The organism is Sphingobium chungbukense, from assembly GCF_001005725.1.
In the GTDB taxonomy this organism is placed as follows: Bacteria; Pseudomonadota; Alphaproteobacteria; order Sphingomonadales; family Sphingomonadaceae; genus Sphingobium; species Sphingobium chungbukense.
Genome location: NZ_LBIC01000021.1, coordinates 1 through 25,574 on the forward strand (window position 1 = coordinate 1; position 25,574 = coordinate 25,574).

Annotated in this window: 22 protein-coding genes; 15 read left to right on the plus strand and 7 right to left on the minus strand. The window is 63.8% G+C overall.

From position 1 onward, the window contains the following. Positions 1 to 269: 269 nt before the first annotated feature. From YP76_RS25205 to YP76_RS25215, 3 genes are all read left to right on the plus strand, one after another. Entirely contained in the window at positions 270 to 1,796 is a 1,527-nt protein-coding gene (locus YP76_RS25205) for a CpaF family protein (RefSeq protein WP_046766125.1), read from the plus strand. A 140-nt stretch (positions 1,797 to 1,936) separates the two neighbouring features. After that, a complete protein-coding gene (locus tag YP76_RS25210; protein WP_046766126.1) occupies positions 1,937 to 2,749 on the plus strand; it encodes a class I SAM-dependent methyltransferase in 813 nt (270 codons plus the stop codon). A 152-nt stretch (positions 2,750 to 2,901) separates the two neighbouring features. After that, positions 2,902 to 3,810, plus strand: coding sequence for a DMT family transporter (locus YP76_RS25215; RefSeq protein ID WP_046766127.1), 909 nt, complete (start codon positions 2,902 to 2,904; stop codon positions 3,808 to 3,810). Here the strand turns inward: YP76_RS25215 and YP76_RS25220 are convergent. After that, positions 3,799 to 4,230, minus strand: a complete 432-nt coding sequence (locus tag YP76_RS25220; protein WP_046766128.1) for an OsmC family protein — start codon at positions 4,228 to 4,230, stop codon at positions 3,799 to 3,801. The genes YP76_RS25215 and YP76_RS25220 overlap by 12 nt on opposite strands. An 85-nt stretch (positions 4,231 to 4,315) precedes the next feature. On the opposite strand from YP76_RS25220, the gene YP76_RS25225 reads away from it, so the two are divergent. The 11 genes from YP76_RS25225 (at position 4,316) to YP76_RS25275 (ending at position 14,908) form a co-directional block, all read left to right on the plus strand. Beyond that, the gene (locus tag YP76_RS25225) at positions 4,316 to 4,681 is read left to right on the plus strand and encodes a PRC-barrel domain-containing protein (RefSeq protein WP_046766129.1); all 366 of its coding nucleotides are present in this window, start codon (positions 4,316 to 4,318) and stop codon (positions 4,679 to 4,681) included. 227 nt (positions 4,682 to 4,908) lie between these two features. Further along, a complete protein-coding gene (locus YP76_RS25230) occupies positions 4,909 to 5,577 on the plus strand; it encodes an RBBP9/YdeN family alpha/beta hydrolase (RefSeq protein ID WP_046766130.1) in 669 nt (222 codons plus the stop codon). 95 nt (positions 5,578 to 5,672) lie between these two features. Then, the gene (locus YP76_RS25235; RefSeq protein ID WP_046766131.1) at positions 5,673 to 5,864 is read left to right on the plus strand and encodes a YezD family protein; all 192 of its coding nucleotides are present in this window, start codon (positions 5,673 to 5,675) and stop codon (positions 5,862 to 5,864) included. A 171-nt stretch (positions 5,865 to 6,035) separates the two neighbouring features. After that, on the plus strand, positions 6,036 to 8,510 hold the full coding sequence (locus tag YP76_RS25240) for a TonB-dependent receptor (protein ID WP_046766132.1): 2,475 nt from the start codon (positions 6,036 to 6,038) through the stop codon (positions 8,508 to 8,510). Between the two features lie 133 nt (positions 8,511 to 8,643). Continuing rightward, positions 8,644 to 9,516 carry a 3-methyl-2-oxobutanoate hydroxymethyltransferase gene (gene panB, locus YP76_RS25245; protein ID WP_046766133.1) on the plus strand — a complete coding sequence of 291 codons (873 nt, stop codon included), beginning with the start codon at positions 8,644 to 8,646 and terminating at the stop codon, positions 9,514 to 9,516. A 74-nt stretch (positions 9,517 to 9,590) separates the two neighbouring features. Beyond that, positions 9,591 to 10,289, plus strand: coding sequence for a tetratricopeptide repeat protein (locus YP76_RS25250; RefSeq protein WP_046766134.1), 699 nt, complete (start codon positions 9,591 to 9,593; stop codon positions 10,287 to 10,289). Positions 10,290 to 10,303: 14 nt separating this feature from the next. After that, positions 10,304 to 11,647, plus strand: a complete 1,344-nt coding sequence (locus tag YP76_RS25255; RefSeq protein ID WP_408640463.1) for an outer membrane protein assembly factor BamB family protein — start codon at positions 10,304 to 10,306, stop codon at positions 11,645 to 11,647. 117 nt (positions 11,648 to 11,764) lie between these two features. Then, on the plus strand, positions 11,765 to 13,132 hold the full coding sequence (gene der / locus YP76_RS25260) for a ribosome biogenesis GTPase Der (protein WP_046766136.1): 1,368 nt from the start codon (positions 11,765 to 11,767) through the stop codon (positions 13,130 to 13,132). Next, the gene (locus YP76_RS25265) at positions 13,119 to 13,340 is read left to right on the plus strand and encodes a sulfurtransferase TusA family protein (protein WP_046766137.1); all 222 of its coding nucleotides are present in this window, start codon (positions 13,119 to 13,121) and stop codon (positions 13,338 to 13,340) included. Before der ends, YP76_RS25265 begins: the two co-directional genes overlap by 14 nt. A gap of 58 nt (positions 13,341 to 13,398) precedes the next feature. Continuing rightward, on the plus strand, positions 13,399 to 13,839 hold the full coding sequence (locus YP76_RS25270; RefSeq protein WP_046766138.1) for an Hpt domain-containing protein: 441 nt from the start codon (positions 13,399 to 13,401) through the stop codon (positions 13,837 to 13,839). Positions 13,840 to 13,891: 52 nt separating this feature from the next. Then, positions 13,892 to 14,908, plus strand: coding sequence for an LLM class flavin-dependent oxidoreductase (locus YP76_RS25275; protein ID WP_046766139.1), 1,017 nt, complete (start codon positions 13,892 to 13,894; stop codon positions 14,906 to 14,908). On the opposite strand, the gene YP76_RS25280 is transcribed toward YP76_RS25275, so the two are convergent. Further along, positions 14,876 to 15,958 (minus strand): acyltransferase family protein, encoded by a 1,083-nt coding sequence (locus YP76_RS25280; RefSeq protein WP_408640462.1) that lies wholly within the window; start codon positions 15,956 to 15,958, stop codon positions 14,876 to 14,878. The two genes, YP76_RS25275 and YP76_RS25280, sit on opposite strands and share 33 nt — an antisense overlap. A 189-nt stretch (positions 15,959 to 16,147) precedes the next feature. On the opposite strand from YP76_RS25280, the gene YP76_RS25285 reads away from it, so the two are divergent. Beyond that, entirely contained in the window at positions 16,148 to 17,806 is a 1,659-nt protein-coding gene (locus YP76_RS25285; RefSeq protein WP_046766140.1) for an ATP-binding protein, read from the plus strand. 27 nt (positions 17,807 to 17,833) lie between these two features. Here YP76_RS25285 and YP76_RS25290 read toward each other — a convergent pair whose 3' ends face one another. The 5 genes from YP76_RS25290 to YP76_RS25310 form a co-directional block, all read right to left on the minus strand. Then, positions 17,834 to 19,282, minus strand: coding sequence for an MATE family efflux transporter (locus tag YP76_RS25290; RefSeq protein WP_046766141.1), 1,449 nt, complete (start codon positions 19,280 to 19,282; stop codon positions 17,834 to 17,836). Between the two features lie 43 nt (positions 19,283 to 19,325). Continuing rightward, positions 19,326 to 22,025 (minus strand): valine--tRNA ligase, encoded by a 2,700-nt coding sequence (locus tag YP76_RS25295; protein ID WP_046766142.1) that lies wholly within the window; start codon positions 22,023 to 22,025, stop codon positions 19,326 to 19,328. A gap of 49 nt (positions 22,026 to 22,074) precedes the next feature. After that, positions 22,075 to 22,665 (minus strand): energy transducer TonB, encoded by a 591-nt coding sequence (locus YP76_RS26795; protein WP_052757577.1) that lies wholly within the window; start codon positions 22,663 to 22,665, stop codon positions 22,075 to 22,077. 79 nt (positions 22,666 to 22,744) lie between these two features. Beyond that, a complete protein-coding gene (locus tag YP76_RS25305) occupies positions 22,745 to 24,811 on the minus strand; it encodes an alpha/beta hydrolase family protein (RefSeq protein WP_046766143.1) in 2,067 nt (688 codons plus the stop codon). A 214-nt stretch (positions 24,812 to 25,025) separates the two neighbouring features. After that, positions 25,026 to 25,535, minus strand: a complete 510-nt coding sequence (locus tag YP76_RS25310; RefSeq protein ID WP_046766144.1) for a DUF2497 domain-containing protein — start codon at positions 25,533 to 25,535, stop codon at positions 25,026 to 25,028. Positions 25,536 to 25,574: the final 39 nt, after the last annotated feature.

Below are 25,574 nucleotides of genomic sequence, written 5' to 3' on the forward strand. Positions count from 1 at the left end.
CACTACGGCCTAGCGCAACGCACGGCCTGACCGCAAACCGAACCAAAAGGCCGCGCTCCACCAAGGAGCGCGGCCTTTTTTGTCAAGCTGCTCTGTATAGCGGCCACTATCCGGCAGTATGCGCGTCGGCCGGCGACGCATCCGGCTGAGCGCGCGCCGCCCCGCGCTTCGTCACCCCGCCATCCCTGCCGCATTAGCCATTTATCAAAGTTTCCACCCTATTCACCTTTAACCATCAGAGCTGATCCAGATCATTTCGGCGGAGAATTATGAGCGCGTTTGGACGAAAAAATGGACCCGCGGGCATCAAGCCGGGCTTCGGCATTGCCCGCCCCATGCAGGGCGGCGCGCCCCGGGAAGAGGTCAAGGGAGGCGAACAATTCCCCCCCCTGGACATGACGGCCCTGCCCAGCGAGGCTCCCGTCGATCCGCTTTCCGCTCCAACCGGCCAGATGCAGCGCAACGCCGATGCCATGCAGCGCCTGTCGGAGCGCGCCAATGCCGAACATGCGACCGACACCGGCCCGCAGGGTTTTGAAGCATCGGTCCACACGATCAAGGAGCAGGTCCTCCCCCGCCTGCTGGAGCGCGTCGATCCCGAAGCCGCAGCGACGCTGACCAAGGATGAACTGGCCGAGGAATTCCGCCCGATCATCATGGAGGTGCTGGCGGAACTGAAGCTGACCCTCAACCGGCGCGAGCAGTTCGCGCTGGAAAAGGTGCTGGTCGATGAACTGCTCGGCCTTGGCCCACTGGAGGAATTGCTGTCCGACCCGGACGTCACCGACATCATGGTCAACGGTCCGGAGCAGACCTATATCGAAAAGAAGGGCAAGCTCCAGATCGCGCCGATCAAGTTCCGCGACGAGGAGCATCTGTTCCAGATCGCCCAGCGCATCGTGAACAAGGTCGGCCGCCGCGTCGACCAGACCACGCCGCTGGCCGACGCCCGCCTGCCCGACGGCTCTCGTGTGAACGTGATCGTGCCGCCGCTGTCGCTGCGCGGCACCGCCATCTCCATCCGTAAATTTTCCGCCAAGCCGATCACGCTGGACAATCTCGCCCAATGGGGCGCGATGAGCCAGAAAATGTGCACCGCACTCAAGATCGCGGGCGCCTGCCGGATGAACATCGTGATTTCGGGCGGTACGGGTTCGGGCAAGACTACCATGCTCAATGCCCTGTCGAAGATGATCGATCCGGGCGAGCGCGTGCTGACGATCGAGGACGCGGCCGAACTGCGCCTGCAACAGCCGCACTGGCTGCCGCTCGAAACCCGCCCGCCGAACCTGGAGGGTCAGGGCGCGATCACCATCGGCGATCTCGTCAAGAACGCCCTGCGCATGCGTCCCGACCGCATCATCCTGGGCGAAATCCGCGGCGCGGAGTGTTTCGACCTGCTCGCCGCGATGAATACGGGCCATGACGGTTCCATGTGCACGCTCCACTCCAACAGCCCGCGCGAATGCCTGGGCCGTATGGAGAACATGATCCTGATGGGCGACATCAAGATCCCGAAGGAAGCGATTTCCAAGCAGATCGCCGATTCGGTCGACCTGATCGTGCAGGTGAAGCGCCTGCGCGACGGCTCTCGCAGAGTCACCAACGTGACCGAGGTGATCGGCATGGAAGGCGACGTCATCGTCACCCAGGAACTGTTCAAGTTCGAATATCATGACGAGGACGACAGCGGGAAGATCATCGGCGAATATCGCTCGATGGGCCTGCGCCCCTACACGCTGGACAAGGCGCGGCAGTTCGGCTTCGATCAGCCCTTCCTGGAAGCCTGCCTGTAATAACCGGGCTGTAACGGCCGGGCCATGACAGGCCGACCGTAACAATCTGTTTCCGGCGGCGAATTTCACCGCCGTGCGGCTTGCATCGCGGATGCGCGAACGGCACATCGGGAAACCTCACGATCAGGAGAGGATCCCCGATGAACCGTGTCGTCCATGCCGCCGCCCTGCTGACCGGCCTTACCCTGCCCCTTGCACCGCTCGTCGCGCAACATGCGGGGCATGGCGCGCATCGGACGGCCGATCCCATCGCGGCGGCCGTCGCGGCCACCAGCCGCACCCCGGCCAATCTGGCGCGCGACCGCTATCGCCACCCCGCCGAAACCCTCGCCTTCTTCGGCGTCAGGCCGGACCAGACGGTGGTGGAATATTCGCCGAGCGGCGGCTGGTACACGGAAATCCTCGCCCCGCTGCTGCATGACAAAGGCAGTTTCTACGCGCTCCAGCCGACCGGACGTTCCCTGGATAGCTACAAGGCTTTTCTCGCCGCCAAGCCGGAGGTCTACGGCAAGGTCATGCTGGTCCCCTTCCCCGACCAGACCGGCCTGATCCCGGCGGGCAGCGTCGACACGCTGCTGACCTTCCGCAATATCCACAATATGGTGATGGGCGGCACGGAAACGGCCACCTTCAAGGTCTTTTACGACCTGTTGAAGCCCGGCGGGACGCTGGGCATCGTCGATCACCGCCTGCCCGAGGGGCGCGACACGGCGCTGGAGAAGACCAGCGGCTATCTCAAAGTGTCGACGGTCCGCCGCATCGCGGAGGCCGCAGGGTTCGAATATGTCGGATCATCGGAGGTCAACGCCAACCCGAAGGATACGGCCGACTGGGAAAAGGGCGTGTGGACGCTGCCCCCGACCCTGCGCAATGGCGAAGTCGACAAGGCGAAATATCTCGCCATCGGCGAGAGCGACCGGATGACGCTGCGCTTTCGCAAACCGGTGAAGTAAGGCGGCGCGAATGGCGGTTTCGAAGCGATCGGAACCGATCGCCAGTCAAGAAATCGCGGCAAACAAAAGGCTTGGAGCGGCGATCTGATGCCATCAGATCGAAAACCGCTCTAAGCGGTTGCATCATGCTTCCGCCGGGCTAAGGCGATGCGGTGTCACCCGCTTCGCCTTCCGCACGCCCGCATCGCCCGCTCACGGCCATCGGCCTGCGGCTGATCGCTGTGATCTGCCTGTCGGTCATGTTCATCGCGGTCAGGCTGGCCGATGCGCGCGGCGTGCATATCGTCGAATCGCTCTTCTATCGCCAGGCGCTGGCGCTGCCCGTGGCCGCCCTCTGGATCGCCATGACCACAGGCGTCGGATCGTTCCGCACCAGCCGCGTCGGCGCCCATGCCACACGCATGATCGTCGGCCTGACCGGCATGATCCTCAACTTTCTCTCCTATATCCTGCTGCTGCCGGCGGAAGCCGTGACCATCGGCTTCACCATGCCGATCTTCGCCACCATATTGTCCGCCCTGATCCTGCACGAAGCGACGGGCATCCACCGCTGGAGCGCCGTTCTGCTCGGCTTTGTCGGCGTGATCATCATGGTCCGGCCGGATGCGGGGCATTTCCCCGCCGCCGGCGTTGCCGTGGCCCTTGCCGGCGCGCTCTTCACCGCCAGCGTCAGCCTGATCCTGCGCCAACTGTCCCGGACGGAAAATTCCGGGACGATCGTCTTCTGGTTCACGCTGTTGTCCTTGCCGCCGTTGGGCGTCGCCATGCTATTCTATGGGCAGGCCCATGATGCCGCGACCTGGGGACTGCTGATACTCATCGGAGTCGCCGGTGGCATTGCGCAGATATGCATGACCGCCGCCCTGCGCTGGGCCCCCGTGTCGGTCGTGCTGATGATGGATTATAGTTCCATCATCTGGACGACGCTGCTCGGTTGGGCGATCTGGGGCAGTTGGCCGATGGTGACGACCTGGATCGGTGCCGCGCTTATCGTGGCCAGCGGTCTTTATATCACCTGGCGCGAACAGATCCGCGCCAGGCGCCTGACTTCAATTCAATAATTCGGCATCCAGGCTGATTTCGGCATTCAACAGCTTGGATACCGGGCAATTGGCCTTCGCCTTGGCCGCCAACTCCTGAAACTGCGCCTCTTCCGCGCCGGGAATCGTCGCCTTGAGGTTCAGCCTGCTCGCCGTGATGGCAAAGCCGCCATCCTGCTGCTCCAGCGTCACGACAGCATTGGTCTCCATCTTTTCCGCCGTCAGCCCCGCCTCGCCCAAAATCAGCGACAGCGCCATGGTGAAGCAGGAGGCATGGGCGGCCGCGATCAGTTCTTCGGGATTGCTGCCGGGCACCCCTTCGAATCGCATCGCAAAGCCATAGGGATGGGCGTCGAGCGCGCCGCTCTGAGTCGAGATCGCGCCCTTGCCGTCCTTCAGGCCCCCGCTCCAAACGGCCGACCCGCTGCGATTGATCTTCATATCCGTCCTCCTATGTTCCCGGAGGAACCCCGCCGGTCCCCCTTGGTTTCACCAGCATAAGGCGAAATTGCGCAGGAGAGTGACAATGACGGGTATGGCGATGGAAAATCATGGCGACCTGATCGCATCCGACCGGGTCGAAGGCACGGCGGTCTATAATCGCGCGGGCGAACGGCTGGGCCATATTTCCAATTTCATGGTCGACAAGCGGAGCGGGCAGGTCCGCTATGCCGTGCTGTCGTTCGGCGGTTTCCTGGGGATGGGACATGACCATTATCCCCTGCCCTGGTCGATGCTGAGCTATGACATCGACCAGGGCGGCTATGTGGTCGATCTGGCCAAGGAAGTCCTGGACGACGCCCCCCGGCACGAGCCGGACGAGCGTCCCGATTATGACGAAACCTACGGCCGCAGCGTCTTCCAATATTATGGGCTGGTCTATCCCTGGTAAGGATTTTCAAGGACTTGGTTTCTGGCCGCCGGACAGGGCCCGTGCGCCCTTGCGGCCTGCCTGCATGCTGTTGCCGAACGACATCCTTTGCGTTTGGCAGACGATGTTTTTAACATGAACGCCAGATGAATCGGGCTGCCTAAATTCAGACACATTTTGTCGCTTGCCCATTGTCTACTTAATAAATAGAATTATCTCTGTGCCTCAAACAGGATGAGGATGAGTCCATGGAGCGATTCGGACATTCAGGTGACGCGCGCCAGCCGGTCGTGCTGACCATTCCGGGCCTCAACAACAGTGGCCCCGGCCATTGGCAAACCCTTTGGGAAGAGACGCGCGGCGATTGCGAACGCGTCGATCTGGGAAGCTGGGCCAGCCCCAACCGCAACAGCTGGGTCACGCGGCTGGATGCGGCGATTCGGGCGGCGGATGGACCGATCATATTGGCCGCGCACAGCCTGGGCTGCCTGGCGGTCGCCTGGTGGGGCGCCTTGCAGAGCCAGGCCTATGGCTGGCCGGTGACCGGCGCGCTGCTGGTGGCGCCGCCCGATTGCGACCGGATGGAAACGCCCGAGACGATCGGCGGATTCGGCCCGACGCCGCGCGCGCAACTGCCCTTCCCCTCAATCGTGGTGGCGAGTCGCAACGATCCCTATATCTTCTTCGAGCGCGCCCACAGCATCGGCAAGAATTGGGGCAGCAGCTTCGTCGACGCCGGCTTTTGCGGCCATATCAACGCGGAATCGGGCCTGGGCGAATGGCGTTTCGGCCAGGCGCTGCTCGAAAAGCTGATCGACAACGCGCATGAGCAGGCCTCTGCCATGCGGCAATTACGGCCCGCCATACCTCTGGCCCATCAGGAGCGGCGACTAGCGGCGCTGAGGGTCAACGGCTGAGTTTTTCGGGGCGCGACAAGAGAAACTTGAGCGCCCCTTATATTTGCTTTTTTGTCTATCATAATAGTTGAGATAAAAGCGGCGAAGAGGTGTTTATGAGTGAAAACCGATCGATTGAATTTGCCCGGAACGGTCGCAGCGATGGGCAGCGCCATGATATCGCCGTTACGATCGACAAGGTGCGCAACGTATTGGAAGCGCTTCGTTTCGGATCTGTCACACTGACCGTGCACGACGCGCGCGTCGTGCAGATCGACGTGACGGAAAAAACACGCCTGACCGCCTGAAGGAAGCGCGGGGGCAAACAGGGTTGCTGAATAAAGGCCGCCTCAGGGCTGGCCGGATAACAGGCGGCAAGGGGTGGGCCGCACTTTACCATTCCCACGACCAACGGCTTTGAGCGGATCACCGCAGAGGCCGCGATCAACATTCACCGGACATCCGGAAGGGGAATTATCATGATTGCGCGTTTTCTGTGGCTCGCCGGGGTGGCGAGCGCATCCATCATTGCGTCCAACGCCCATGCGCAGGACACGGCTCAACCCGTTGCGGACAGCGCCGAACAGGCCACTGCCCGCGGGGAAGTGATCATCGTCACCGCCCGCCGCCGCGCGGAAACCGCGCAGGAAGTGCCGCTGGCGATCTCCGTCATCCGCGGCGACAGCATAGAGGCCACAGGCAACTTCAACGTGGTGAAGCTCCAGCAGCTCGCGCCGACGTTGCAGGTCTACACCACCAATCCGCGCAACACCTCGGTCAACATCCGCGGCCTTGGCGTGCCGTTCGGCCTGACCAGCGACGGCTTCGAGCAGGGCGTCGGCATCTATGTCGACGACGTTTACAACAGCCGCGTCGCCGCCGCGACCTTCGACTTCCTGGACGTCGCCCAGGTCGAGGTGCTGCGCGGCCCGCAGGGCACGCTTTACGGCAAGAACACCACGGCCGGCGCGATCAACATCACGACCAACCAGCCGACCTTCGATTTCGAGGGCCGCGCCGAACTGACCGTCGGCAACCTCAATTACAGGCAGGCAAAGGCCGCCGTCTCCGGTCCGCTGTCGGATACGATCGCCGCCCGCATCGCCGTCGCCGCGACCAGCCGCCGGGGCACGCTGTACAACACGGTCACCAACCGCTGGATCAACGAACAGGACAATCTGGGTCTCCGCGGCCAGTTGCTGTTCAAGCCCTCCGACAATTTCAGCCTCACCTTGTCGGGCGACTACAGCAAGCAGGACCCGGAATGCTGCGGCACGGTGTTCGTGCGGGTGGGCACGACGCAGCGCCCGATCACGCGTCAATATGATGCGCTGGTCGCCGCGATCAACGCCGCCAATCCCGGCCGCAATTACGCAGTGCCCAGCCGCAATCCCTATGATCGTCTGACCGATCTCGACAGCAACCTGAACGCAGGCAACAAGATCGGCGGCGTCTCGGCCAAGATCAAATGGGATGTCGGCCCCGGCACGCTGACCTCCGTCACCGCCTGGCGCTTCTGGGACTGGAAGCCGGAGAATGACCGCGATTTCACCGGCCTCTCGGTCGTGTCGAAATCGCAGAACCCCTCGCAGCAGGACCAGTATAGCCAGGAATTCCGCTATAATTATGAAAGCCAGAAGATCGACTTCGTGGTCGGCCTGTTCGGCTTCAAGCAGCGGATCGACACCCAGGGCACAGAGCAACAGGGCGCCGACGCCAGCCGCTGGAGCCTGACCGGCACGCAGGCCACCACGCCCAGCATCCTTCAGGGTCTGACGGCCAGCAACACGCAATGGCTCAAAAGCACGAGCGCGGCGCTGTTTGGCCAGTTGAGCTGGAAGGTTACCGACGCGCTGACCATCCAGCCGGGCGCTCGCCTCAACTATGACAAGAAGTCGGGCTTCTACCAGCGTATCGTGACCAATGGTGCGGGCCAGGTCATTTCCTGCACGCCGACGCCAACCGCCGGCTCGGTGCTGGCGGCACAATGCGGCGTTTACCAGCCGCAGGTCAGCGCGCCATCGGACAGCGCCTGGAACTTCACCTACGACTTCAACGTCAATTACAAGATCGCTCAGGACATCCTTGCCTATGCGACCTATGCCAAGAGCTTCAAGACGCTGGGCATCAACCAGAACGGCCTGCCGCTCAATTCGGACAATACGGTGAATTACGCCGCCGGCACGGTGAAGCCGGAATCGGTCAACCATTTCGAAGTGGGCCTCAAGACCCAGTTCTGGGACCGCCGCGCTACCTTCAACCTCACCGCTTTCCGCACGGACATCAAGAATTTCCAGGCGACGGTGAACGGCGGCCAGTTCGGCACGGTGCGCGGCTACCTTGCCAATGCGGACAAGGTCCGGTCGCAGGGTATCGAGGCCGACTTCAAGATCGTCGCCAGCGACCGCTTCACGGCCTATGCGAACGGCGCCTACACCGACGCCAAGTACAAGAAGTTCACCAATGCCCCCTGCCCGCCCGAACTGTCCGGCGGCACCTTCGTGACCGGCAACCAGACGCCCGATGCACCCGGCCAGGCCGGCAACACGCCCAGCCATCCCACCGCGTCGCTCAGCCCGCGGGCCTGCGACATCTCGGGCCAGGGCCTGCCCGGCGTGTCGAAATGGGCCTTCTCCTACGGCGCGGAATATAACATTCCGGTCACGCTGCTGGACAAGGACGGCCAGCTCTATCTGGGCGTGGACGGCAATTACCGGTCGCACTGGAACTCCAACGCCTCGCCGTCGATCTACACCGAGGTGAAGGGCTATGCGCTGACCAATTTCCGGGCTGGTTTCCGTGGCGAAGGGTTCGACATCTTCGGCTGGGTCCGCAACGCCTTCGACGTGAACTACATCGAAAACCTACAGGTCGCGCCTGGCAACACCGGCCTGATCGCCGGCCAGCCCGGCGACCCGCAGACCTGGGGCGGAACGATCAAATTCTCCTTCTGACCCTTTAACGAGGTTCACCCCCTGCGGGGAGCGACACAGCCCTGTCGCTCCCCGCATTTTTCGATGCCGCCCTGAACCGACTGGATACCTGCCCGATTTGCGCCCGGCGCGCCGCTGCGGTAGAGCGCGTGCCATGTCCACGACCTTCACGCTCGACACGTCGACCAGCCGCGCCAATCCCACCCCCGCGCCGATGAAGCGCCTGACCGTGCCCGCCATCCAGCGCCGCAAGTTCGAGGGGAAGACGGAACAACCGCTGGTGATGCTGACCGCCTATACGGCGCGGCAGGCGCAGTTGCTCGACCCGCATTGCGACATGCTGCTGGTGGGCGATTCGCTGGGACAGGTGATTTACGGCCTTCCCTCCACCCTTGCCGTCACGCTCGACATGATGATCGCCCATGGCGCCGCCGTGGTGCGCGGCAGCTATCACAGCGTCGTCCTCGTCGACATGCCCTTCGGCAGCTATGAAGCCTCACCCCAGCAGGCCTTTGCCAGCGCCAGCCGCATCATGGCCGAAACCGGCTGCGCGGGCGTCAAGCTGGAGGGCGGGGCCGCCATGGCCGAAACCATATCCTTCCTCAGCCAGCGCGGCATTCCGGTGATGGCGCATATCGGCCTCACCCCGCAGGCGGTGAACGCGCTGGGCGGCTATGGCGCACGCGGCAAGAGTCAGGAGGAACATGCCAAGATCATCTCGGACGCCCGCGCCGTCGCACAGGCAGGCGCCTTCGCCATGGTGCTGGAGGGGGTGATGGAGGACATCGCCGTCACCGTCACCGACAGCGTGGACGTGCCGGTGATCGGCATCGGCGCATCGGCCCATTGCGACGGCCAGGTGCTGGTGACGGAGGACATGCTGGGCATGTTCGAACGCGTACCCCGTTTCGTGAAGCGCTATGAAAATATCGCGGAAACGATCGATCAAGCGGCCGCCCGCTATGCCGAGGATGTCCGAAACCGGAACTTTCCGACCGAAGATCAGGTCTATCGGCCCAAAAAGTGATTTGCGTGAGCCAAGAGCGCCGCTAATGATCGCGCCTTCCGCCTGCCTTTTCTGACGAATTTCTGGAGACCCAAGTGGCCCTGACGCCGCAAAATAGCGAAGCCTTCATGCGCGAGGTCGACGAGGCCGTCCGGCAGGACCAGTTGCTGACCTTCTGGCAGCGCTTCGGCCGCTGGATCGTTGCCTCGGTCGTCATAGGCCTCGCGGTCTTCGCCGGCTGGCTTTATTGGCAGCATTACACCAAGACGCAGTCGCAGGCCGTGTCCGAGCAAATGGACAAGGTGATCGCCACGGCGGTCGGCGGCGGCACGCCCGATGCGAAGGAACTGGACACGCTCACTCAGGCGAGCCAGCCCGGTTTCCGCGCGTCGGCCCTGCTGGTGAAGGCCGGCACCGCCGCGCGCAAGGGCGACAGCAAGGCCGCGATCGCCGCCTATAAGGCGATGGCCGATGACGGTTCGCTCGACCAGCCCTATCGCGACCTGGCGCTGATCCGCCAGACCACGCTGGAATATGAAAGCCTCGCTCCGCAACAGGTCGTCGACCGGCTGAAACCCCTGGCGGTCGAGGGTGCGCCCTGGTTCGGCAGCGCCGGGGAACTGGTCGCCATCGCTTATATGAAGATGCGCAAGCCCGACCTCGCCGGGCCGCTGTTCGCCGCCATGGCAAAGGACAAGAACGTGCCCCAGTCGATCCGTTCACGCGCGCGACAGATGGCGGGCTTATTGGGTGTGGATGCAGTCGAGACGCCGGACGCGGCGGGACAGGAATGATGGGGCGCATGGGGATGCACAGCATGACGAAATTTTCGGGCGCCGGTCGCGCCGTGACTGTTGCCATGATGATCGCCCTGCTTGCAGGCTGCGGCGTGATCGGCGGCAAGAAGGGTGGCCCCAAGACCCCGGTGGTCGGCAAGCGCACCTCGATCCTCAGCAATGAGCAGGGGGTGGAGGTCGACCCGACGCTGGCCGATGTGCCCGTGACCCTGCCCGAACCCTATGCCAACGACCAATGGTCGCAGCCGGGCGGCAGCCCCGCCAAGACGATGGGCAATCTGGCGCTGGGCGCGTCACCCTCGCAGGCCTGGACCGCCTCCATCGCAGGCAGCACGCCGCAGGCCCGCCTCGCCTCCGCCCCGGTGGTGGTCGGCGGCAAGCTCTATGTCATCGACGCCGATGCGCGGGTGATCGCGTTCGACGCCAATAGCGGTGCGAAGCTGTGGCAGACCGCCCTGCCCGCCGAGGGCAGCGGCCGCGCCCTGTTCGGCGGCGGCGTCAGCGTGATCGACGGCAAGCTCTATGCCAGCACCGGCGTGGGCGACGTTGCCGCGCTGGACGCCAATACGGGCGCGGTCCTGTGGAAGAAGCGCCCCGGCGGCCCGCTGCGCGGCGCGCCGACCCTGGCCAACGGCCATGTCTATGTGATGGGCCAGGACAATCAGATCTTCGCCCTCAATCAGAGCGATGGCGAAGTGCAGTGGACCGACAGCGGCACGTTGCAGGTCACGGGCATTTTCGGCGTGGCGGCTCCGGCCGCGGCGCAGGGCACAGTGATCGCGGGCTACAGTTCGGGCGAACTCACCGCCTATCGCTATGAAAATGGCCGGACGCTGTGGGGTGACGCCCTCTCGCGCACCAGCATTTCCACCGCCGTCGCCACGCTCACCGACATCGACGCCGATCCGGTGATCGATCGCGGCCGGGTCTTCGCCATTGGCCAGGGCGGCCGCATGGCCAGTTACGAACTGGTGAGCGGCCAGCGCCTGTGGGAAATCAACATTGCGGGCATTTCCACCCCTTCGGTCGTGGGCGAATGGGTGTTCGCCGTCACCAGCGACGCGAAACTGCTCTGCGTCGCCCGCGCCACCGGCAAGATTCGCTGGATCAGCCAGCTTCGCCGCTGGGAAAAGGTGAAGAAGAAGGACAAGGCGATCCGCTGGACCGGCCCGCTCCTGGCGGGTGGGCGCCTGATCCTGGTGTCGACCCATGGCGACCTCAATTATGTCGATCCGACGACCGGCAAGATCGAGGCGGAACGCGACCTGAAGAAGTCCATGTCGCTTTCGCCGGTGGTGGCGAACAACACGCTGTATATCCTCGCCGATGACGGAAAGCTGACGGCGTTTCGCTGACGCCTTCAATAATGCTAAGTAACCGTGCTCCTGCGCAGGCGGGAGGCCAGTTCCGCCTTCTGGACTGGACTCCCGCCTGCGCAGGAGCACCACTATTTTAAAGGATACGGGCCTCTCATGCTGCCCACCGTTGCCATTGTCGGGCGCCCCAATGTGGGAAAGTCCACCCTCTTCAACCGGCTGGTCGGCAAGAAGCTGGCGCTGGTCGACGATCAGCCCGGCGTGACCCGCGACCGGCGGGAGGGGCAGGCCAATCTGCTCGGGGTCGATTTCACCATCATCGACACTGCCGGTTACGAAGATGAAGACCCGCAGACCCTGCCCGGCCGGATGCGCATGCAGACGCAGGCGGCCGTGGAAAATGCCGATGTCGCCCTGTTCGTCGTGGATGCCCGGGCCGGCATCACCCCGCTGGACGAGGAAATCGCCCGCTGGCTGCGCGAGGGCGACGCCCCCGTCGTGCTGATGGCCAACAAGGCCGAGGGCAAGGCAGGCGACGACGGCGTGATGGAGGCGTTCAGCCTGGGCCTGGGCGACCCTGTCCCCTTCTCCGCCGAACATGGCCAGGGACTGGCCGATCTGTTCCAGGCGCTGCTCCCCTATATCGACCGCGAGGAGGAGGAAGAGGAGGCTGAACCCGAAGAGGCCGATCTCGAATCCGCGCCGCTGAAGCTCGCCATCGTCGGCCGCCCCAATGCGGGCAAGTCGACCCTCATCAACCGGCTGCTGGGCGAAAACCGCCTGCTGACCGGCCCCGAAGCGGGCATCACCCGCGACAGCATCGCTGTCGACTGGCAATGGACCGACCCGGACGGCAACGAACGCCCCGTCCGCCTGATCGACACGGCAGGCATGCGCAAGCGCGCCAAGGTGCAGGACAAACTGGAAAAGCTGGCCGTTTCCGATGGCCTGAACGCTGTGAACTTCGCCGAAGTCGTGGTGTTGCTGCTCGATTCCACCCGTGGGCTGGAGGCGCAGGACCTGCGCATCGCGGACAAGGTGATCGAGGAAGGCCGCGCCCTCGTCGTCGCGCTCAACAAATGGGACACGGTCGAGCATGGTTCGGCGCTCTATCAGGGCATCAAGCAGGCACTGTCGGACGGTCTCGCGCAGATACGCGGCGTGCCGATCATGACCGTCTCCGCCGCCACCGGGAAGGGGTTGGACGACCTCATCCGCGTCGCCTTCGAAACCCGCACCGCTTGGTCGCAGCGCGTTTCGACCGGCATCCTCAACCGCTGGTTCGAACGCGCGCTGGAGGCCAACCCACCCCCCGCCCCCGGCGGCAAGCGGATCAAGCTGCGCTACATCACCCAGAACAAGACCCGTCCGCCGACCTTCGTGCTGTTCGGCACGCGGCTGGACGAGCTGCCGGAAAGCTATCGCCGCTATCTGGTGAACGGCATCCGGAAAGAGCTGGGCTTCGGCGCGGTGCCGGTGCGCCTGACGCTGCGCAGCGCCAAAAACCCCTATGCCAGCAAGTGAAGGCGTGCATATCGACGCCAGGGGCATGAAATGTCCCTGGCCCGCGCTGCGCGCCGCCCGCGCCATGCGCTCGGCCAAGACCATCACCATCGAGGCCGACGACCCCATCGCGCCCGCGGAACTGGAAGCGCTGGCCCGGCAACAGGGCTGGATCTTCACGGCCAGGGGACCGCATCTCTTCGCGATCGCCCTTGCGGTAACGGCTTAACCGGCTGTTTACGCCCCTCTTCTATACAGGCTGCGGCAAAACAGGGAGTGTCGCGAAGGTGTCATATCAAGAGGCCGAACTGGTCAACTGGACCGAGTTTGCCAAATCGCGGGGGGAACTGGGCAGCGCATTTCTGCGCATTCTCGGCTATTTCCGCGAAGATGGCGAAAAGGCCATCGGCGTGATCGAGGAAGCCTTCCGCGCACGCAGCGCCACTGCCCTGGTGACGCCCGCGCACACGCTGAAGGGCGAATCGGCCCAGTTCGGCGCCTATCGGCTGAGCGCCCTGGCGGAAAAGATCGAGATGGTCGCCCGCCGCTGCGTGGAAACCCGCGAAGAGCCCGATGAGCTGATCGAGGATGTCGTCGCCCTGCGCCCTTGCTTCACCGAAACCATGGCATTGCTCGACCGTGACGCCAATCCGCTGGTCGCTCGGCGCCCCACGGGTTTCGGCCGCCGCGTCGACGCACCGGCCCAGGGTTTCGGCCGCGCCGTCTGATCCTGAAAATCAGGTATTGAAATAAAACGGGTTATCGCCCCATATCCGGGGCATGACCCGTTTTTCCGTTTTGGACCTCGTCCCCGTCAATGAAGGCAGCACCCCCGGCGAAGCGCTGGAGCGGGCCGCAGCCTTTGCCTCCCATGCCGAAGCCCTGGGCTTCCATCGCTATTGGGTGGCGGAACATCACGGCATGGCGGGCATCGCATCGGCCGCGACCGCCGTGGTGCTGGCGCATATCGGCCGGGCGACGAGCCGCATCCGCATCGGCGCGGGCGGCATCATGCTGCCCAATCATGCGCCGCTGCTGATCGCGGAACAATTCGGCACGCTTGCGGCGCTGTTTCCCGGCCGCGTCGACCTGGGGCTGGGCCGCGCGCCCGGTTCGGACCAGCGCGTCGCCCAAGCCATGCGCCGGACGCTGACCGGCGGGCCAGACGAATTTCCCCGCGACGTCATGGAATTGCAGGCCTATTTCGCGGGCGACGCCCGCCTCGGATTTCAGGCGACACCCGGAGCGGGGGAGGATGTGCCGCTCTGGATTCTGGGTTCCAGCCTCTATGGCGCGCAACTGGCCGCCGCGCTCGGCCTGCCCTATGCCTTCGCCTCCCATTTCGCGCCCGGAGCGCTGGACGAGGCGATCGCCATCTACCGGCGCGATTTCAAGCCTTCGGCCCAGCTCAAATATCCCTATGTCATGGCGGGGTATAATGTCTTCGCTGCCGACACGGACGAGGAAGCGCGCCTGGTCGCCACCTCCATGCAGCAGGCCTTTGTCCGCCTGCGCACGGGCCAGCCGGGCAAGTTGCAACCGCCGGTTCCCGGCTATTATGAAAGCCTGCCACCGCAAGCGCAGGCGATGCTGGCCGATGCGCTGAACGCCTCCACCATCGGGACGCAAGCCGATGTCGAGCGCGACCTTGCCGCCTTCATCCGTCGCACCCAGGTCGATGAGATCATATTGGGCGGCCAGATACATGATTTCGACGCCCGCAAACGCAGCCTGGAAATCGCCATGACCGCCGCGAAAGCAGTGTCAGGCGGCCATGAGGCGGCCGCCGCTGAGTAGCTTCGCCAGCTGCGGCGAGGCGCGGCTGAGCAGCGATCCCAGCAGGATCACGGCCACCAGCACCAGCAAAGGCTGCACCAGCAGATAGGCGGGATAGAAGGGCGAGCCGAGCTTTCCGAACAGCGCGCCCAGCACCGGGCCGCCCAGCCAGATCAGGATCAGGTGCGAGCAGAAGAGGAAGAAGGCGAACGGTTCGATCCGCAGCAGCATCCCCCGCGCCACGCTGGCAGCGAGGCTCCAGGCGAACCGCCAGAAGAAGACCGCTGCGGCGATCCGCACCGCCATGTCGAGCGTGGAAATGGCGATGCCCGGCATGCCGCTGCCGGGATGCAGCGAAACATAAAGCTGCGCGCTCATCAACAATGCGAAGGGCGCCGCCGCGACCATCCAGGGAAGCCCGGCCACCCGATCGGCCAGCCCTTCGCGGCGGGCGATGATGCCCATGACGAAGAAGAACAGGATCGACGCCCGCATCAGCACCGGCGGTCCCCAGCCCATGATCTGGCACAGCGCCGCCATGACCGCGATCGACCCCAGCATCCAGCCGGGCAGCCGCACGAACAGGGGTGCCGCGAGCATGCACAGGAATAGGTCGCGCAGGAACGGCATCTGGACATTGATGTCGGGATTGCGGCTGACGATGAACAATTCCTGGAACATCCAGCCGGTCGACGACGGCACCGGCGCCGCCAGACCCAGCGCCCAGGCCGCGCCCGACACGAACAGGATCGCCAAACCGTTCCACAATATCATCGGCAACAATATGGTCCGGGCCTTGCGCCCGACATGCCGCACCCAGTCTTGCGTGCGCGCCGATCCGCCCACCAGCCAGCCGGAAATCAGGCCGAGCAGCGGCACCGCGCTCCGCCCGAAAATCTCCATCAGCGTCCAGCGCAGGCTTTCCTGAGGCGTGCCGCGCAGACCTTCCAGATCATGACCGCTCAGGCCCGTCCAGGCATGGACATAAACCACGCCCAATATGCAGATGACGCGGGCGATGGAAATCGCATCGGATCGGCGCGCCGCGTCGGTCGTCAGCCTCTGGATCAAATGATTTTCCCGATTGTTGGCAAATGTTTGAACGGCCAATTCCGACACAGGGTTCCTCTGGCATCACGGCCCGAGCGATCGGCCGTTCCATCTTTATGGGGCCGGGATAAGCATATTCTTTACCAGTCCCCGGTTAAATCGGTCCGACGTGCCGGAATCCGGTCGGGACGAAAGGGGAAATAAAGGCTCATGACCCATATGCAAGGTGCTGAACATTTCGTCGGCGCGCAGGCGCACGCTTTTCAGGCACCTGCCGACGCCATGGGCATGGTTTTCCAGATCGCCGGGTCAAGCTCCCAGATCATCATCGACAGCACCCGGATCGCCGTTCTGGCCCATGATCCCGATCCCTGCATCGCCATGGCCGGACAGGTCGGCAGTCAGGTGAAGATGCGGGTCGGCCATGTCTGGCTGATCGCCAGCGTCCGGGCCATGGCGATGGACCGCCGCGACAGCAACAGCATCATCGTCGACATCGATTTTCTCGGCGAAGGTGACGAGGAAAAACTGACCGGCCGCATCTACCGCTTCCGCCGTGGCGTCACCCGCTATCCTGCTCCGGGGACGGAAGTCTATCCGGTGTCGAGCGCGGACATGCAGCAAATCTATTCGGCCGACGATCGCCCCCATGTGCAGATCGGTACCGTCTATCCGACCGCCGACACGCGTGCGGCGCTCTATGTCGATTCGATGCTGGGCAAGCATTTCGCGCTGCTGGGATCGACCGGCACCGGCAAGTCGACCAGCGCCGCGCTGATCCTCCACCGCATCTGCGACCTGTCGCCGCAGGGGCATATCGTGATGATCGATCCCCATGGCGAATATGGCGCGGCTTTCCAGACCAATGGCGCCGTGTTCGACGTCAACAACCTCGCCCTCCCTTATTGGCTGATGAATTTCGAGGAGCATTGCGAGGTGTTCGTCACTTCCGAAGGTTCGGAGCGGACGGTCGACTGCGACATCCTCGCCAAATGCCTGCTGGCGGCGCGATCGAAGAATCGGCTGGCCGAGAGCATCGGGCGACTGACGGTCGATTCGCCGGTTCCCTATCTGCTCTCCGACCTCACCAACATCCTCCAGAACGAGATGGGCAAGCTGGACAAGGGCACCGGATCGCTGCCCTATATGCGGCTGAAGACCAAGATCGACGAGATCAGGAGCGATCCGCGCTACAGCTTCATGTTCTCCGGCATGCTGGTCGCGGACACGATGCAGGAATTCATCGCCAAGATCTTCCGCCTGCCTTCGGGCGGCAAGCCGATCTCGATCATCGACGTATCCTCCATGCCGTCCGACATCACGTCGGTCGTCGTGTCGGTGCTCTCGCGGCTGGTGTTCGACTATGCCCTGTGGGCGCGCGACGAGCCGCAGCGGCCCATCCTTCTCGTCTGCGAAGAGGCGCATCGCTACATCCCCAGCAGCACCACCGGCGGCGGTCAGGCGGTACGGCGCATATTGGAGCGTATCGCGAAGGAAGGCCGTAAATATGGCGTTTCGCTGGGGCTCATCACCCAGCGTCCGTCCGATCTGGCCGAAGGCGTGCTGTCGCAATGCGGCACGATCATCTCGATGCGCCTCAACAACGACCGCGACCAGGCCTTCGTCAAGGCGGCCATGCCCGAAGGCGCGCGTGGGTTCCTCGATTCCATCCCGGCGCTCCGCAATCGCGAAGCGATCATCTGCGGCGAAGGCGTCGCCGTGCCGATCCGCGTGGCGCTCGACAATCTGGAGGAGGAACGGCGTCCCGCTTCGGGCGATCCGAGCTTCACCGAATTGTGGCGGCAGTCCGGCGGCGAAGCGGATATTCTCGACCGCACCATCACCCGTTGGCGCAGTCAGGGACGTTAACCTGCCGAAAGGCAAGCGGACCGCAACTCAGCCCGTCGGTGCAATCCGCCCGGCGGGCTCCCCTTCCGCATTGATCGCTTCGCGGCATTCCTCCTCATTGGGCGGCGCGAGCAGCTTCGCTTTCTTCCACCCGCCGCGGATATAATAAGCGAGGGCCAGCAACAGCGTCGCGCCCGATCCGATCGGGAAGCTCAGCCATAGCGCGTCCGCACCGATCGATCCGTAGCTGAGCTTGTAGAAGCCCAGCCGGACCACGAACATGGTGAAGGCCAGGATGATCAGCGGTCCCACCACGACGCCGTTCGCCCGCATCACGCCGAAGAAGATCATCGAGCAGCCGAAGAAGATGAAGCTCCAGCTGGCCAGCAATTGCATGTGCCAGGCGACCGGAATGGCGGGACTGCCCGATCCCAGGAACAGCGCCAACAGGGCTTCGTGGAACAGGAGCATCACCGCGACCATCGCCCCGGTGACGAGCAGCAGATAGCCGATGCCATAGGAGGCGATCTGCCCCACCCGGTCCCATCGGCCCGCGCCGATATTCTGCGCCGCCATGGCACTGACCGCCGCACCCATCGCCATGGCGGGCATCTGCAAATAGGTCCAGAGTTGCTGCGCCGCGCCATAGGCGGCGGTCGTCACCAGCCCCTCCCGGTTGACGAGGCCGATCATCACCAGCCCGGACGCCGACATGACGATCATCTGCAAACCCATGGGCAGCCCCTTGCCCACCAGCAGCCGGACCTGCTCGGCGGTGGGCAGCAGATAGGCGAGTTCCTCGCCCCGCAAGCGCAGCGGCAGGTCGTTGCGGTATATATAGACGATGACGCCGATCAGGCTGACGATGCCCGCCGCCGCGGTGGCGGTGGCCGATCCGGCTATGCCCATCTCCGGGAATGGCCCGATGCCGCGGATCAACACCGGGTTCAGCACCAGGTCGACGCCGACGCTGACGAACATGAAGATCAGCGGCGTGCGCGCATCACCCGTGCCGCGCAGCCCCATCATGATCATGACGCTAAGCAGCGTGGCAGGCATGGCGATGAAGATCACGCGCAGATAGACGAGTGCAGGATCGAAGGCTTCGGCGGGCGTCGCCAGCAGGCGCAGCAGGGCGGGCGCGCCCAGCCATCCCGCCAGCGCGACGACCAACGCCAATATCGTGCAGAAACCCACCGCCGAGCCGAAGGCCCGCCGCGCCGAGGCGATGTCCCGCGCACCGAAGGATTGAGCGATGACCACCGTCGCCGCCATGCCGAACCCGAAGACGATGGAGAACATGAGGAACATGATGATGTTCGCATTAGCCGTCGCCGCCAGCGCCCGCTCGCCCAGGAAGCGGCCGACCCAGATCGCGTTGATCGATCCGTTCAGCGATTGCAGCACGTTGGAGCCGAGCGTCGGCAGCGCGAACAGCAGCAGGGCCGGGCCGATCGGCCCCCGCGTCAAATCCCGTCCCTTTGCCCCTCCGTCCATCGTCCCTCTTCTTATGTCCTGTCGTCGATGAACGGAAGGCCGATCAGGCCAAGCGCTCCAGCGCAGCCTTCAATCTTTCGGCTTCGGCAGCCTTTTCAGCATGGTCCTCCCGTGCCTTGGCGACGGCTTCGGCTTTGGCCTTTTCGACGAAGCTGGGATTGGAAAGACGCCCGGAGAGCGAGTCCCGTTCCTTCTCCGCGCTGGCAAGCGCCTTGGCGAGGCGCGCCTTTTCTGCGGCGATGTCGATCACCCCTTCCAACGGCAGGATGAAGGTGGCTTCGTCGACAACGATCTGCGCCGCGCCGCCTTCAACCTTGTCGCCGAAAGACAGGCTCTCGACGCGGCCGAGCCGCGCCAGCGCCGTACCCTGACGATCAATGCGACGGCGGGTTTCCTCAGACGAGTCATGGACGACAACGCCCAGCTTCGCGCCCGGCGGGACGTTGAGTTCCGTGCGCGCCGTGCGCATCGCGCTGATCAGGCGGATCAGCCAGTCGATCTCGGCCTGCGCCTCACGGTCCACGGCATACAGAGCCTGCGGCCAGCGGGCGACGATAAGCTGCGTCTCGCGCGTACCGGTCAGGTTCCACAATTCTTCGGTGATGAAGGGCATGAAGGGGTGGAGCATCACCAATATCTGGTCGAACGCCCAGCCCGCGACGGCCTTCGTCTCCTCATCCATCGAACCCTTGGTGAGTTCGATATACCAGTCGCAAAACTGGTCCCAGACGAAATGGTAGATGGCGTTCGCCGCCGCGTCGAAACGCAGTTCGGCCATGGCGGTGTCGATCGCCTGCACGGTCGCGACCGTCTCGGCGACGATCCAGCGGTTGACCGGGGCGTCGGCATGGGGCGCCTCATGGCTGGTCGAGGCGGTGACGCCGTTGGATTGCAGGAAACGCGCCGCGTTCCACAGCTTGGTCGCGAAGTTGCGATAACCCTCGACGCGCTTCTCATCCATCTTCACGTCGCGGCCCTGGCTTTCCATGGCCGCCATGAAGAAGCGCAGCGCGTCCGCGCCGAACCTGTCGATCAGGCCCAGCGGATCGACGACATTGCCCTTGGACTTGGACATTTTCTGCCCGTCGGCGGCGCGCACCAGCCCGTGCAGGTAGAGTTTGCGCCACGGCACGTCGCCCATGAACTCCAAACCCTGCATCGCCATGCGCGCATCCCAGAAGAACAGGATGTCGAAGCCGGAAATCAGCAGGTCGTTGGGATAATGGCGCTTGAGCGTCTCCGTCTCTTCCGGCCAGCCCAGCGTGCCGAAGGGCCACAGCGCAGAGGAGAACCAGGTGTCGAGCACGTCGGGATCGCGGGTCAGCTTCTTGTTGCCGGCCAGAGCCTGCGCTTTCTCTTCACTTTCCGCGACATAGGGATTGCCGTCCTCGTCATACCAGGCCGGGATCTGATGCCCCCACCAGAGCTGGCGGGAGACGCACCAGGGCTGGATATTCTCCATCCAGTTGAAGAAGGTCTTTTCCCAGCTCTTGGGGACGATCTCGATCCGTCCGTCGCGCACCGCCTGCATGGGGGCAAGCGCCAACTTCTCCGCGTCGACATACCATTGATCGGTCAGCCACGGCTCGATCACCACGCCCGAACGATCGCCGAAGGGGGTCTGGATCGTGCGCGGCTCGGCGTCGGAGCGAACTTCCTCGCCGTCCTTGGACTTGGTGACATGCGGCACCAGCAGACCCAGCGCCTTCATCTCCGCCACCACCAGCTCGCGCGCGCCGTCCACGCCGTCGCGGCGGAAACGGTGCAGCCCAAGGAAGCGATCCGGGATCAGACCGTCCGCGGTCTGCACCACATTGGCGTCGGCATCGAACATGTTGAGCATGTCGGCGGGTTTGAAGCCCGCCCGCTTGCCGACCTCGAAATCGTTGAAGTCATGGCCCGGCGTGATCTTGACCGCGCCCGATCCCAGTTCCGGATCGGCATGTTCATCCGCCACCACCTTGAACCGGCGGCCGGTAATGGGCTGGAGAATATCCTTGCCGATCACATCCTTGTAGCGCGGGTCCTCCGGATTCACGGCGACCGCCATGTCGGCCAGCATGGTTTCCGGGCGCGTGGTGGCGACGACGATATGGTCCGCGCCGTTGGCCAGCTTCACGCCATCCGCCAGCGGATAGCGGAAGTGCCAAAAGCCGCCCTTCACTTCCTTCGTCTCCACCTCCAGATCGGAAATGGCGGACCGGAAATGCGGGTCCCAGTTCACCAGCCGCTTGTCGCGATAGAGCAGGCCGCGCTGGTGCAGTTCCACGAACGTCTTGATGACAGCCTTCGAAAAGCCCTCATCCATGGTGAAGCGCTCATTGGCCCAGTCCATCGAACAACCCAGACGACGAAGCTGGCGCGTGATCGCGCCGCCGCTTTCGGCCTTCCATTCCCAGACCTTGGCGACGAAATCGTCGCGGCTGAAGTCGGTACGCTTCTGGCCCTGCGCGTTCAATTGCCGCTCGACCACCATCTGCGTGGCGATACCCGCATGGTCGGTGCCCACCACCCACAGCGCATCCTTGCCGCGTAACCGCTCGTAGCGGATCACGATATCCTGCAACGTATTGTCGAGCGCATGGCCGATATGCAGGCTGCCCGTCACGTTCGGCGGCGGATTGACGATGGTGAAGGGTTCCGCGTCCGGCCGTTCCGGGCGGAACAGACCCTTTTCCTCCCAATGGGCGTACCAGCGGGATTCGATTTCTGCGGGGTCGAAGGTCTTGGGCAATTCGGTCATGCTAGGCGCTTTAGCGGCACCGGCAGGAAGATCAAATAGCTCGCATCTTTTAGCGCGCCTCTACCGTAGTGGTCATCCTGTTCACGAAGCGGATGGGAAATGGCAAGCCATTCTTCCCCGCATAGGGTGGACCTTTCGATCCTACCGGGAAGCGCAAACAGGGATCAACGGGCAAAGTGAAATCCCCCGATTTTTCAAAGCTGCACTTCTCGACCACATCGTCCTTGCTGATGTCGACCGTCACGGTCAGCGTTTGGGGCGGGGGCATGGAAATGGCCGAATGAATAGGCAAACGCCAACTGATCCGGCCATTATAGGTCCCATTCACAGGTTTGCCGCGTCTGTCCTTTGCGGGAAAAAAGGACGCCCTTTCCTTCAAAAGCGTGCAAGCCGTCTCATCCAACACCGGCGATCCGCTGCTGCTTTCGACATTGCAATCCTTCACCCGCCCATCATCGCCAATCAGCAATTTGAAACTTGTAGTGCCGCTCACACCCTTGGCACGCTCAGAAATCGGATAATCTTTATCATGAAACCAGTTGCCCGGACTGTCCTTGGGCACTGCCCGTATAGGCTCGCGGGCGGCGACCGGACCAATGCTCACCGCAAGCAGAAAGCCAACCATCATCGCCCGTTTCATCCATAGCCCTTTTTTAAATCGGTTCCGTAACAACCTTTCGCAAAGCTATGAGACGATTTCAAGCTACTCACGAAGCTCGCTATTTCTTCGTCCACCGGTCCAGCCAGCCCAGCGCCTCATCATACCATTGCAGCGAGTTGCGCGGCTTCAAGACCCAGTGATTCTCGTCCGGGAATACCAGCAGCTTCGACGGCACGCCCCGCCGCTGCAACGCAGTGAAGGCCGCCAGCCCCTGGGTGTAGGGGATGCGGAAGTCCTTTTCGCCGGTCACCACCAGCATCGGCGTCTTCCAGCTCGTCACATGGTTGACCGGGTTCCATTTCTCATATTGCCCGGCCTGTTCATGATAAGGCCCGCCATGTTCCCATTCGTCGAACCATAGCTCTTCGGTCTCATAGGCCATGGCGCGGGCGTCGAACACGCCGTCATGCTGGACCAGGCATTTGAACCCGTCGGGCCAGTTGCCCGCGATCCAGTTCATCATATAGCCGCCATAGCTGGCGCCCAGCGCGCAGGCATTGCCCGCATCGACCTGCGCGTCCTTCGCCGCGGCCGCCGCGAGGCCGAGCTTCAGGTCCTCCAGCGGCTTGCCGCCCCAATCCTGGTTGATGCTGTCGACAAAGGCCTGGCCATAGCCGGTCGACCCGTGGAAATCGACGATCACCGCCGCATAGCCATGGCTCGCGAATGCCTTGGGATTCCAGCGATAGGACCAGCTGTCGTTGAAGCTGCCCTGCGGCCCGCCATGGACCAGGAAAGCCACCGGCAGCTTGCCCACCGCGCCTTTGGGCTTCACGATCTGGCCCCAGACGGTATCGCCATTGGCGCCCCTGAAGCTGTAGCGCTGGACCGACACATCATCGATTCCGGCCAGTTTCTCCGCATTGACGCTGGTAAGGCGCACCGGCTTGACACCATTGCCCTTGCCGCCCGGCATTTTCCAGAAATCGGCGGGCGACTGTATGCTGTCGAGCGTATAGACGAAGCCGCCCCTGGGCAGCGGCACGACGCTGCCCGCATGGCCCGCCTGCGTCAGCCGCACGACCTTGCCCGAAGCCGCGTCCACCCGAAACACCGGATGATCCAGCACATCATCGGCGGTCACGAGGATGCCCTTGCCATCCGCCTCCCAAACAATGGAGGCCACCGAACGGTCCCAGGCGTCGGTCAGCGCCTTCGTCTCGCCCGTCGCCAGGTTGCGCAGCATCAGCACCAGCCGGTCGCTCTCATAACCGGGCCGCTTCATCGCCGCATAAGCGAGCCATTTCCCATCCGGTGACACGGCGGGCATGGTGTCGGTCGCATCATTGGCATCGGTCAGGTTCACGGGCGCTGCGCTGGCGTCCGCCGGGACCGCGAAAATATCAAGATTGGTCGAGAGCGATTCGATCCGCCCCGCCTCGCGCAGCGCAAAGAACAGCGTCTTGCCGTCCTGACTCCACGCCATTTCCTCCGCCCCGCCAAAGGGTTTGGACGGGCTATCCCCGACCAGCGCTCCCATCACCGACACCGCCTTGCCGCTCCCGGCGCCACCGTCCAGCGGCATGACGAAGATTTGCGAGCGCTGTCCATCCGCCCATGTGTCCCAATGGCGCACGAACAATTGCTCATAGACGCGCCCGGTCCCCGCGCCGGGCGGCGGCGCCGACTTCGCATCGTCGAGCGTCTTCGCGCCGACCGGCCGGTCCGCCCACAAGGCGACCCGATCGCCCGCCGGGCTCAGCAGGAAACCCGAAATCCCGCCCGGCGCCTGCGTGACCTGCTCGGTCTGACCGCCCGTGACGGCCGCCCGCCAAAGCTGGTCATCGCCGCTCTGGTTGGAGAGATAGTAAAGCGACTTGCCGTCTGTCGAAAAGACCGGCGCGCTTTCATTCTTGTCCGCGGCCGAGGCGATCATATGCGGAACCGCGCCCGCCTTGCTCAGGTCCAGCAGATAGAGATCCGTCCGCCCCTTGTTCCCGGCGAGATCGGTCGTGCGCAACTGATAGGCGAGCCACTGCCCGTCGGGCGAAACCGCGGGCGCCGACACGCGATACAGGCCGACCATATCGGCGGGCGTGAACGGCCGGGCAACGGCCGGTGCGGCAGCCAACGCCGCCTGGGCCAGAGCCAGCGCGCTCAGCCCCCTGTACAGAAGATCTTTCATGGAATGACACCCTCGGATCGGATCGCGCCGCGCCTTTTCAGAAGCGGCGACAGCTATGCGGGAGGGTGTAAGCGGCGCCTTGCCGACGCGCAAGGATCAATCACCAACGCGTAATAAAGAAACAAAGGCCGGCTTTGCGATCATTCGGACGGCACAGCAAGCGATAGGGAAGGATGAGCCGTTCCCGCGCTTCCCATCCGTTCATGCGGCTATCTCAGCGGCCGGTGATCCGGGCGATTTCCTTCGCCACCATGTCCTCGACCATCTGCGGCAGCCGGGTGTCCAACCATTCCTTCAACATGGGCTTCAACAGCGAGCGGACCAGGCCGTCCAACGTATTGTCCTCGCCATCCTTGGGCGCCACCAGCATCGACGACAGGGCCGACAGAGAATGACGCGCGGCCACCTCACTCTCGACCGACAGGATGGATGCGTCCGCTTCTTCAACGACGGGACGCGGCGCACGGGACGTTCGATGGGCAGGCATGGGTTCCTCCACAGCAACCGCGTCGGTCAATTCCAGCACTTCGTCGATCGCGGCTTCCGGCGCCGATTCCTCGGCAGCCTCCGGCGCGACGGGACCCCGTGGCGGCGCCTTGGGCGCGGCCTCGCCTCTTACCCGGCGCGGCAGGGTCTGCACGACCTCCTCGCCCTCTTCCGCGATGATCCGCTTGATGGACGAGAGAATGTCCTCCATCGAGGGTTCCTTGCTCATGTCGCCCATGGTCAACCCCTATTCCATTCCCCGTAACGCCATACCACC

What these genes read in the sequence shown, in the direction of transcription:
- YP76_RS25205 (WP_046766125.1), top strand. Translation starts at nt 270, where the DNA reads ATGAGCGCGTTTGGACGAAAAAATGGACCCGCGGGCATCAAGCCGGGC.
- YP76_RS25210 (WP_046766126.1), top strand. Translation starts at nt 1,937, where the DNA reads ATGAACCGTGTCGTCCATGCCGCCGCCCTGCTGACCGGCCTTACCCTG.
- YP76_RS25220 (WP_046766128.1), bottom strand. Translation starts at nt 4,230, where the DNA reads ATGAAGATCAATCGCAGCGGGTCGGCCGTTTGGAGCGGGGGCCTGAAG.
- YP76_RS25225 (WP_046766129.1), top strand. Translation starts at nt 4,316, where the DNA reads ATGACGGGTATGGCGATGGAAAATCATGGCGACCTGATCGCATCCGAC.
- YP76_RS25230 (WP_046766130.1), top strand. Translation starts at nt 4,909, where the DNA reads ATGGAGCGATTCGGACATTCAGGTGACGCGCGCCAGCCGGTCGTGCTG.
- YP76_RS25235 (WP_046766131.1), top strand. Translation starts at nt 5,673, where the DNA reads ATGAGTGAAAACCGATCGATTGAATTTGCCCGGAACGGTCGCAGCGAT.
- YP76_RS25240 (WP_046766132.1), top strand. Translation starts at nt 6,036, where the DNA reads ATGATTGCGCGTTTTCTGTGGCTCGCCGGGGTGGCGAGCGCATCCATC.
- panB (WP_046766133.1), top strand. Translation starts at nt 8,644, where the DNA reads ATGTCCACGACCTTCACGCTCGACACGTCGACCAGCCGCGCCAATCCC.
- YP76_RS25255 (WP_408640463.1), top strand. Translation starts at nt 10,304, where the DNA reads ATGCACAGCATGACGAAATTTTCGGGCGCCGGTCGCGCCGTGACTGTT.
- der (WP_046766136.1), top strand. Translation starts at nt 11,765, where the DNA reads ATGCTGCCCACCGTTGCCATTGTCGGGCGCCCCAATGTGGGAAAGTCC.
- YP76_RS25265 (WP_046766137.1), top strand. Translation starts at nt 13,119, where the DNA reads ATGCCAGCAAGTGAAGGCGTGCATATCGACGCCAGGGGCATGAAATGT.
- YP76_RS25275 (WP_046766139.1), top strand. Translation starts at nt 13,892, where the DNA reads ATGACCCGTTTTTCCGTTTTGGACCTCGTCCCCGTCAATGAAGGCAGC.
- YP76_RS25285 (WP_046766140.1), top strand. Translation starts at nt 16,148, where the DNA reads ATGACCCATATGCAAGGTGCTGAACATTTCGTCGGCGCGCAGGCGCAC.
- YP76_RS25290 (WP_046766141.1), bottom strand. Translation starts at nt 19,282, where the DNA reads ATGGACGGAGGGGCAAAGGGACGGGATTTGACGCGGGGGCCGATCGGC.
- YP76_RS25295 (WP_046766142.1), bottom strand. Translation starts at nt 22,025, where the DNA reads ATGACCGAATTGCCCAAGACCTTCGACCCCGCAGAAATCGAATCCCGC.
- YP76_RS26795 (WP_052757577.1), bottom strand. Translation starts at nt 22,665, where the DNA reads ATGAAACGGGCGATGATGGTTGGCTTTCTGCTTGCGGTGAGCATTGGT.
- YP76_RS25305 (WP_046766143.1), bottom strand. Translation starts at nt 24,811, where the DNA reads ATGAAAGATCTTCTGTACAGGGGGCTGAGCGCGCTGGCTCTGGCCCAG.
- YP76_RS25310 (WP_046766144.1), bottom strand. Translation starts at nt 25,535, where the DNA reads ATGGGCGACATGAGCAAGGAACCCTCGATGGAGGACATTCTCTCGTCC.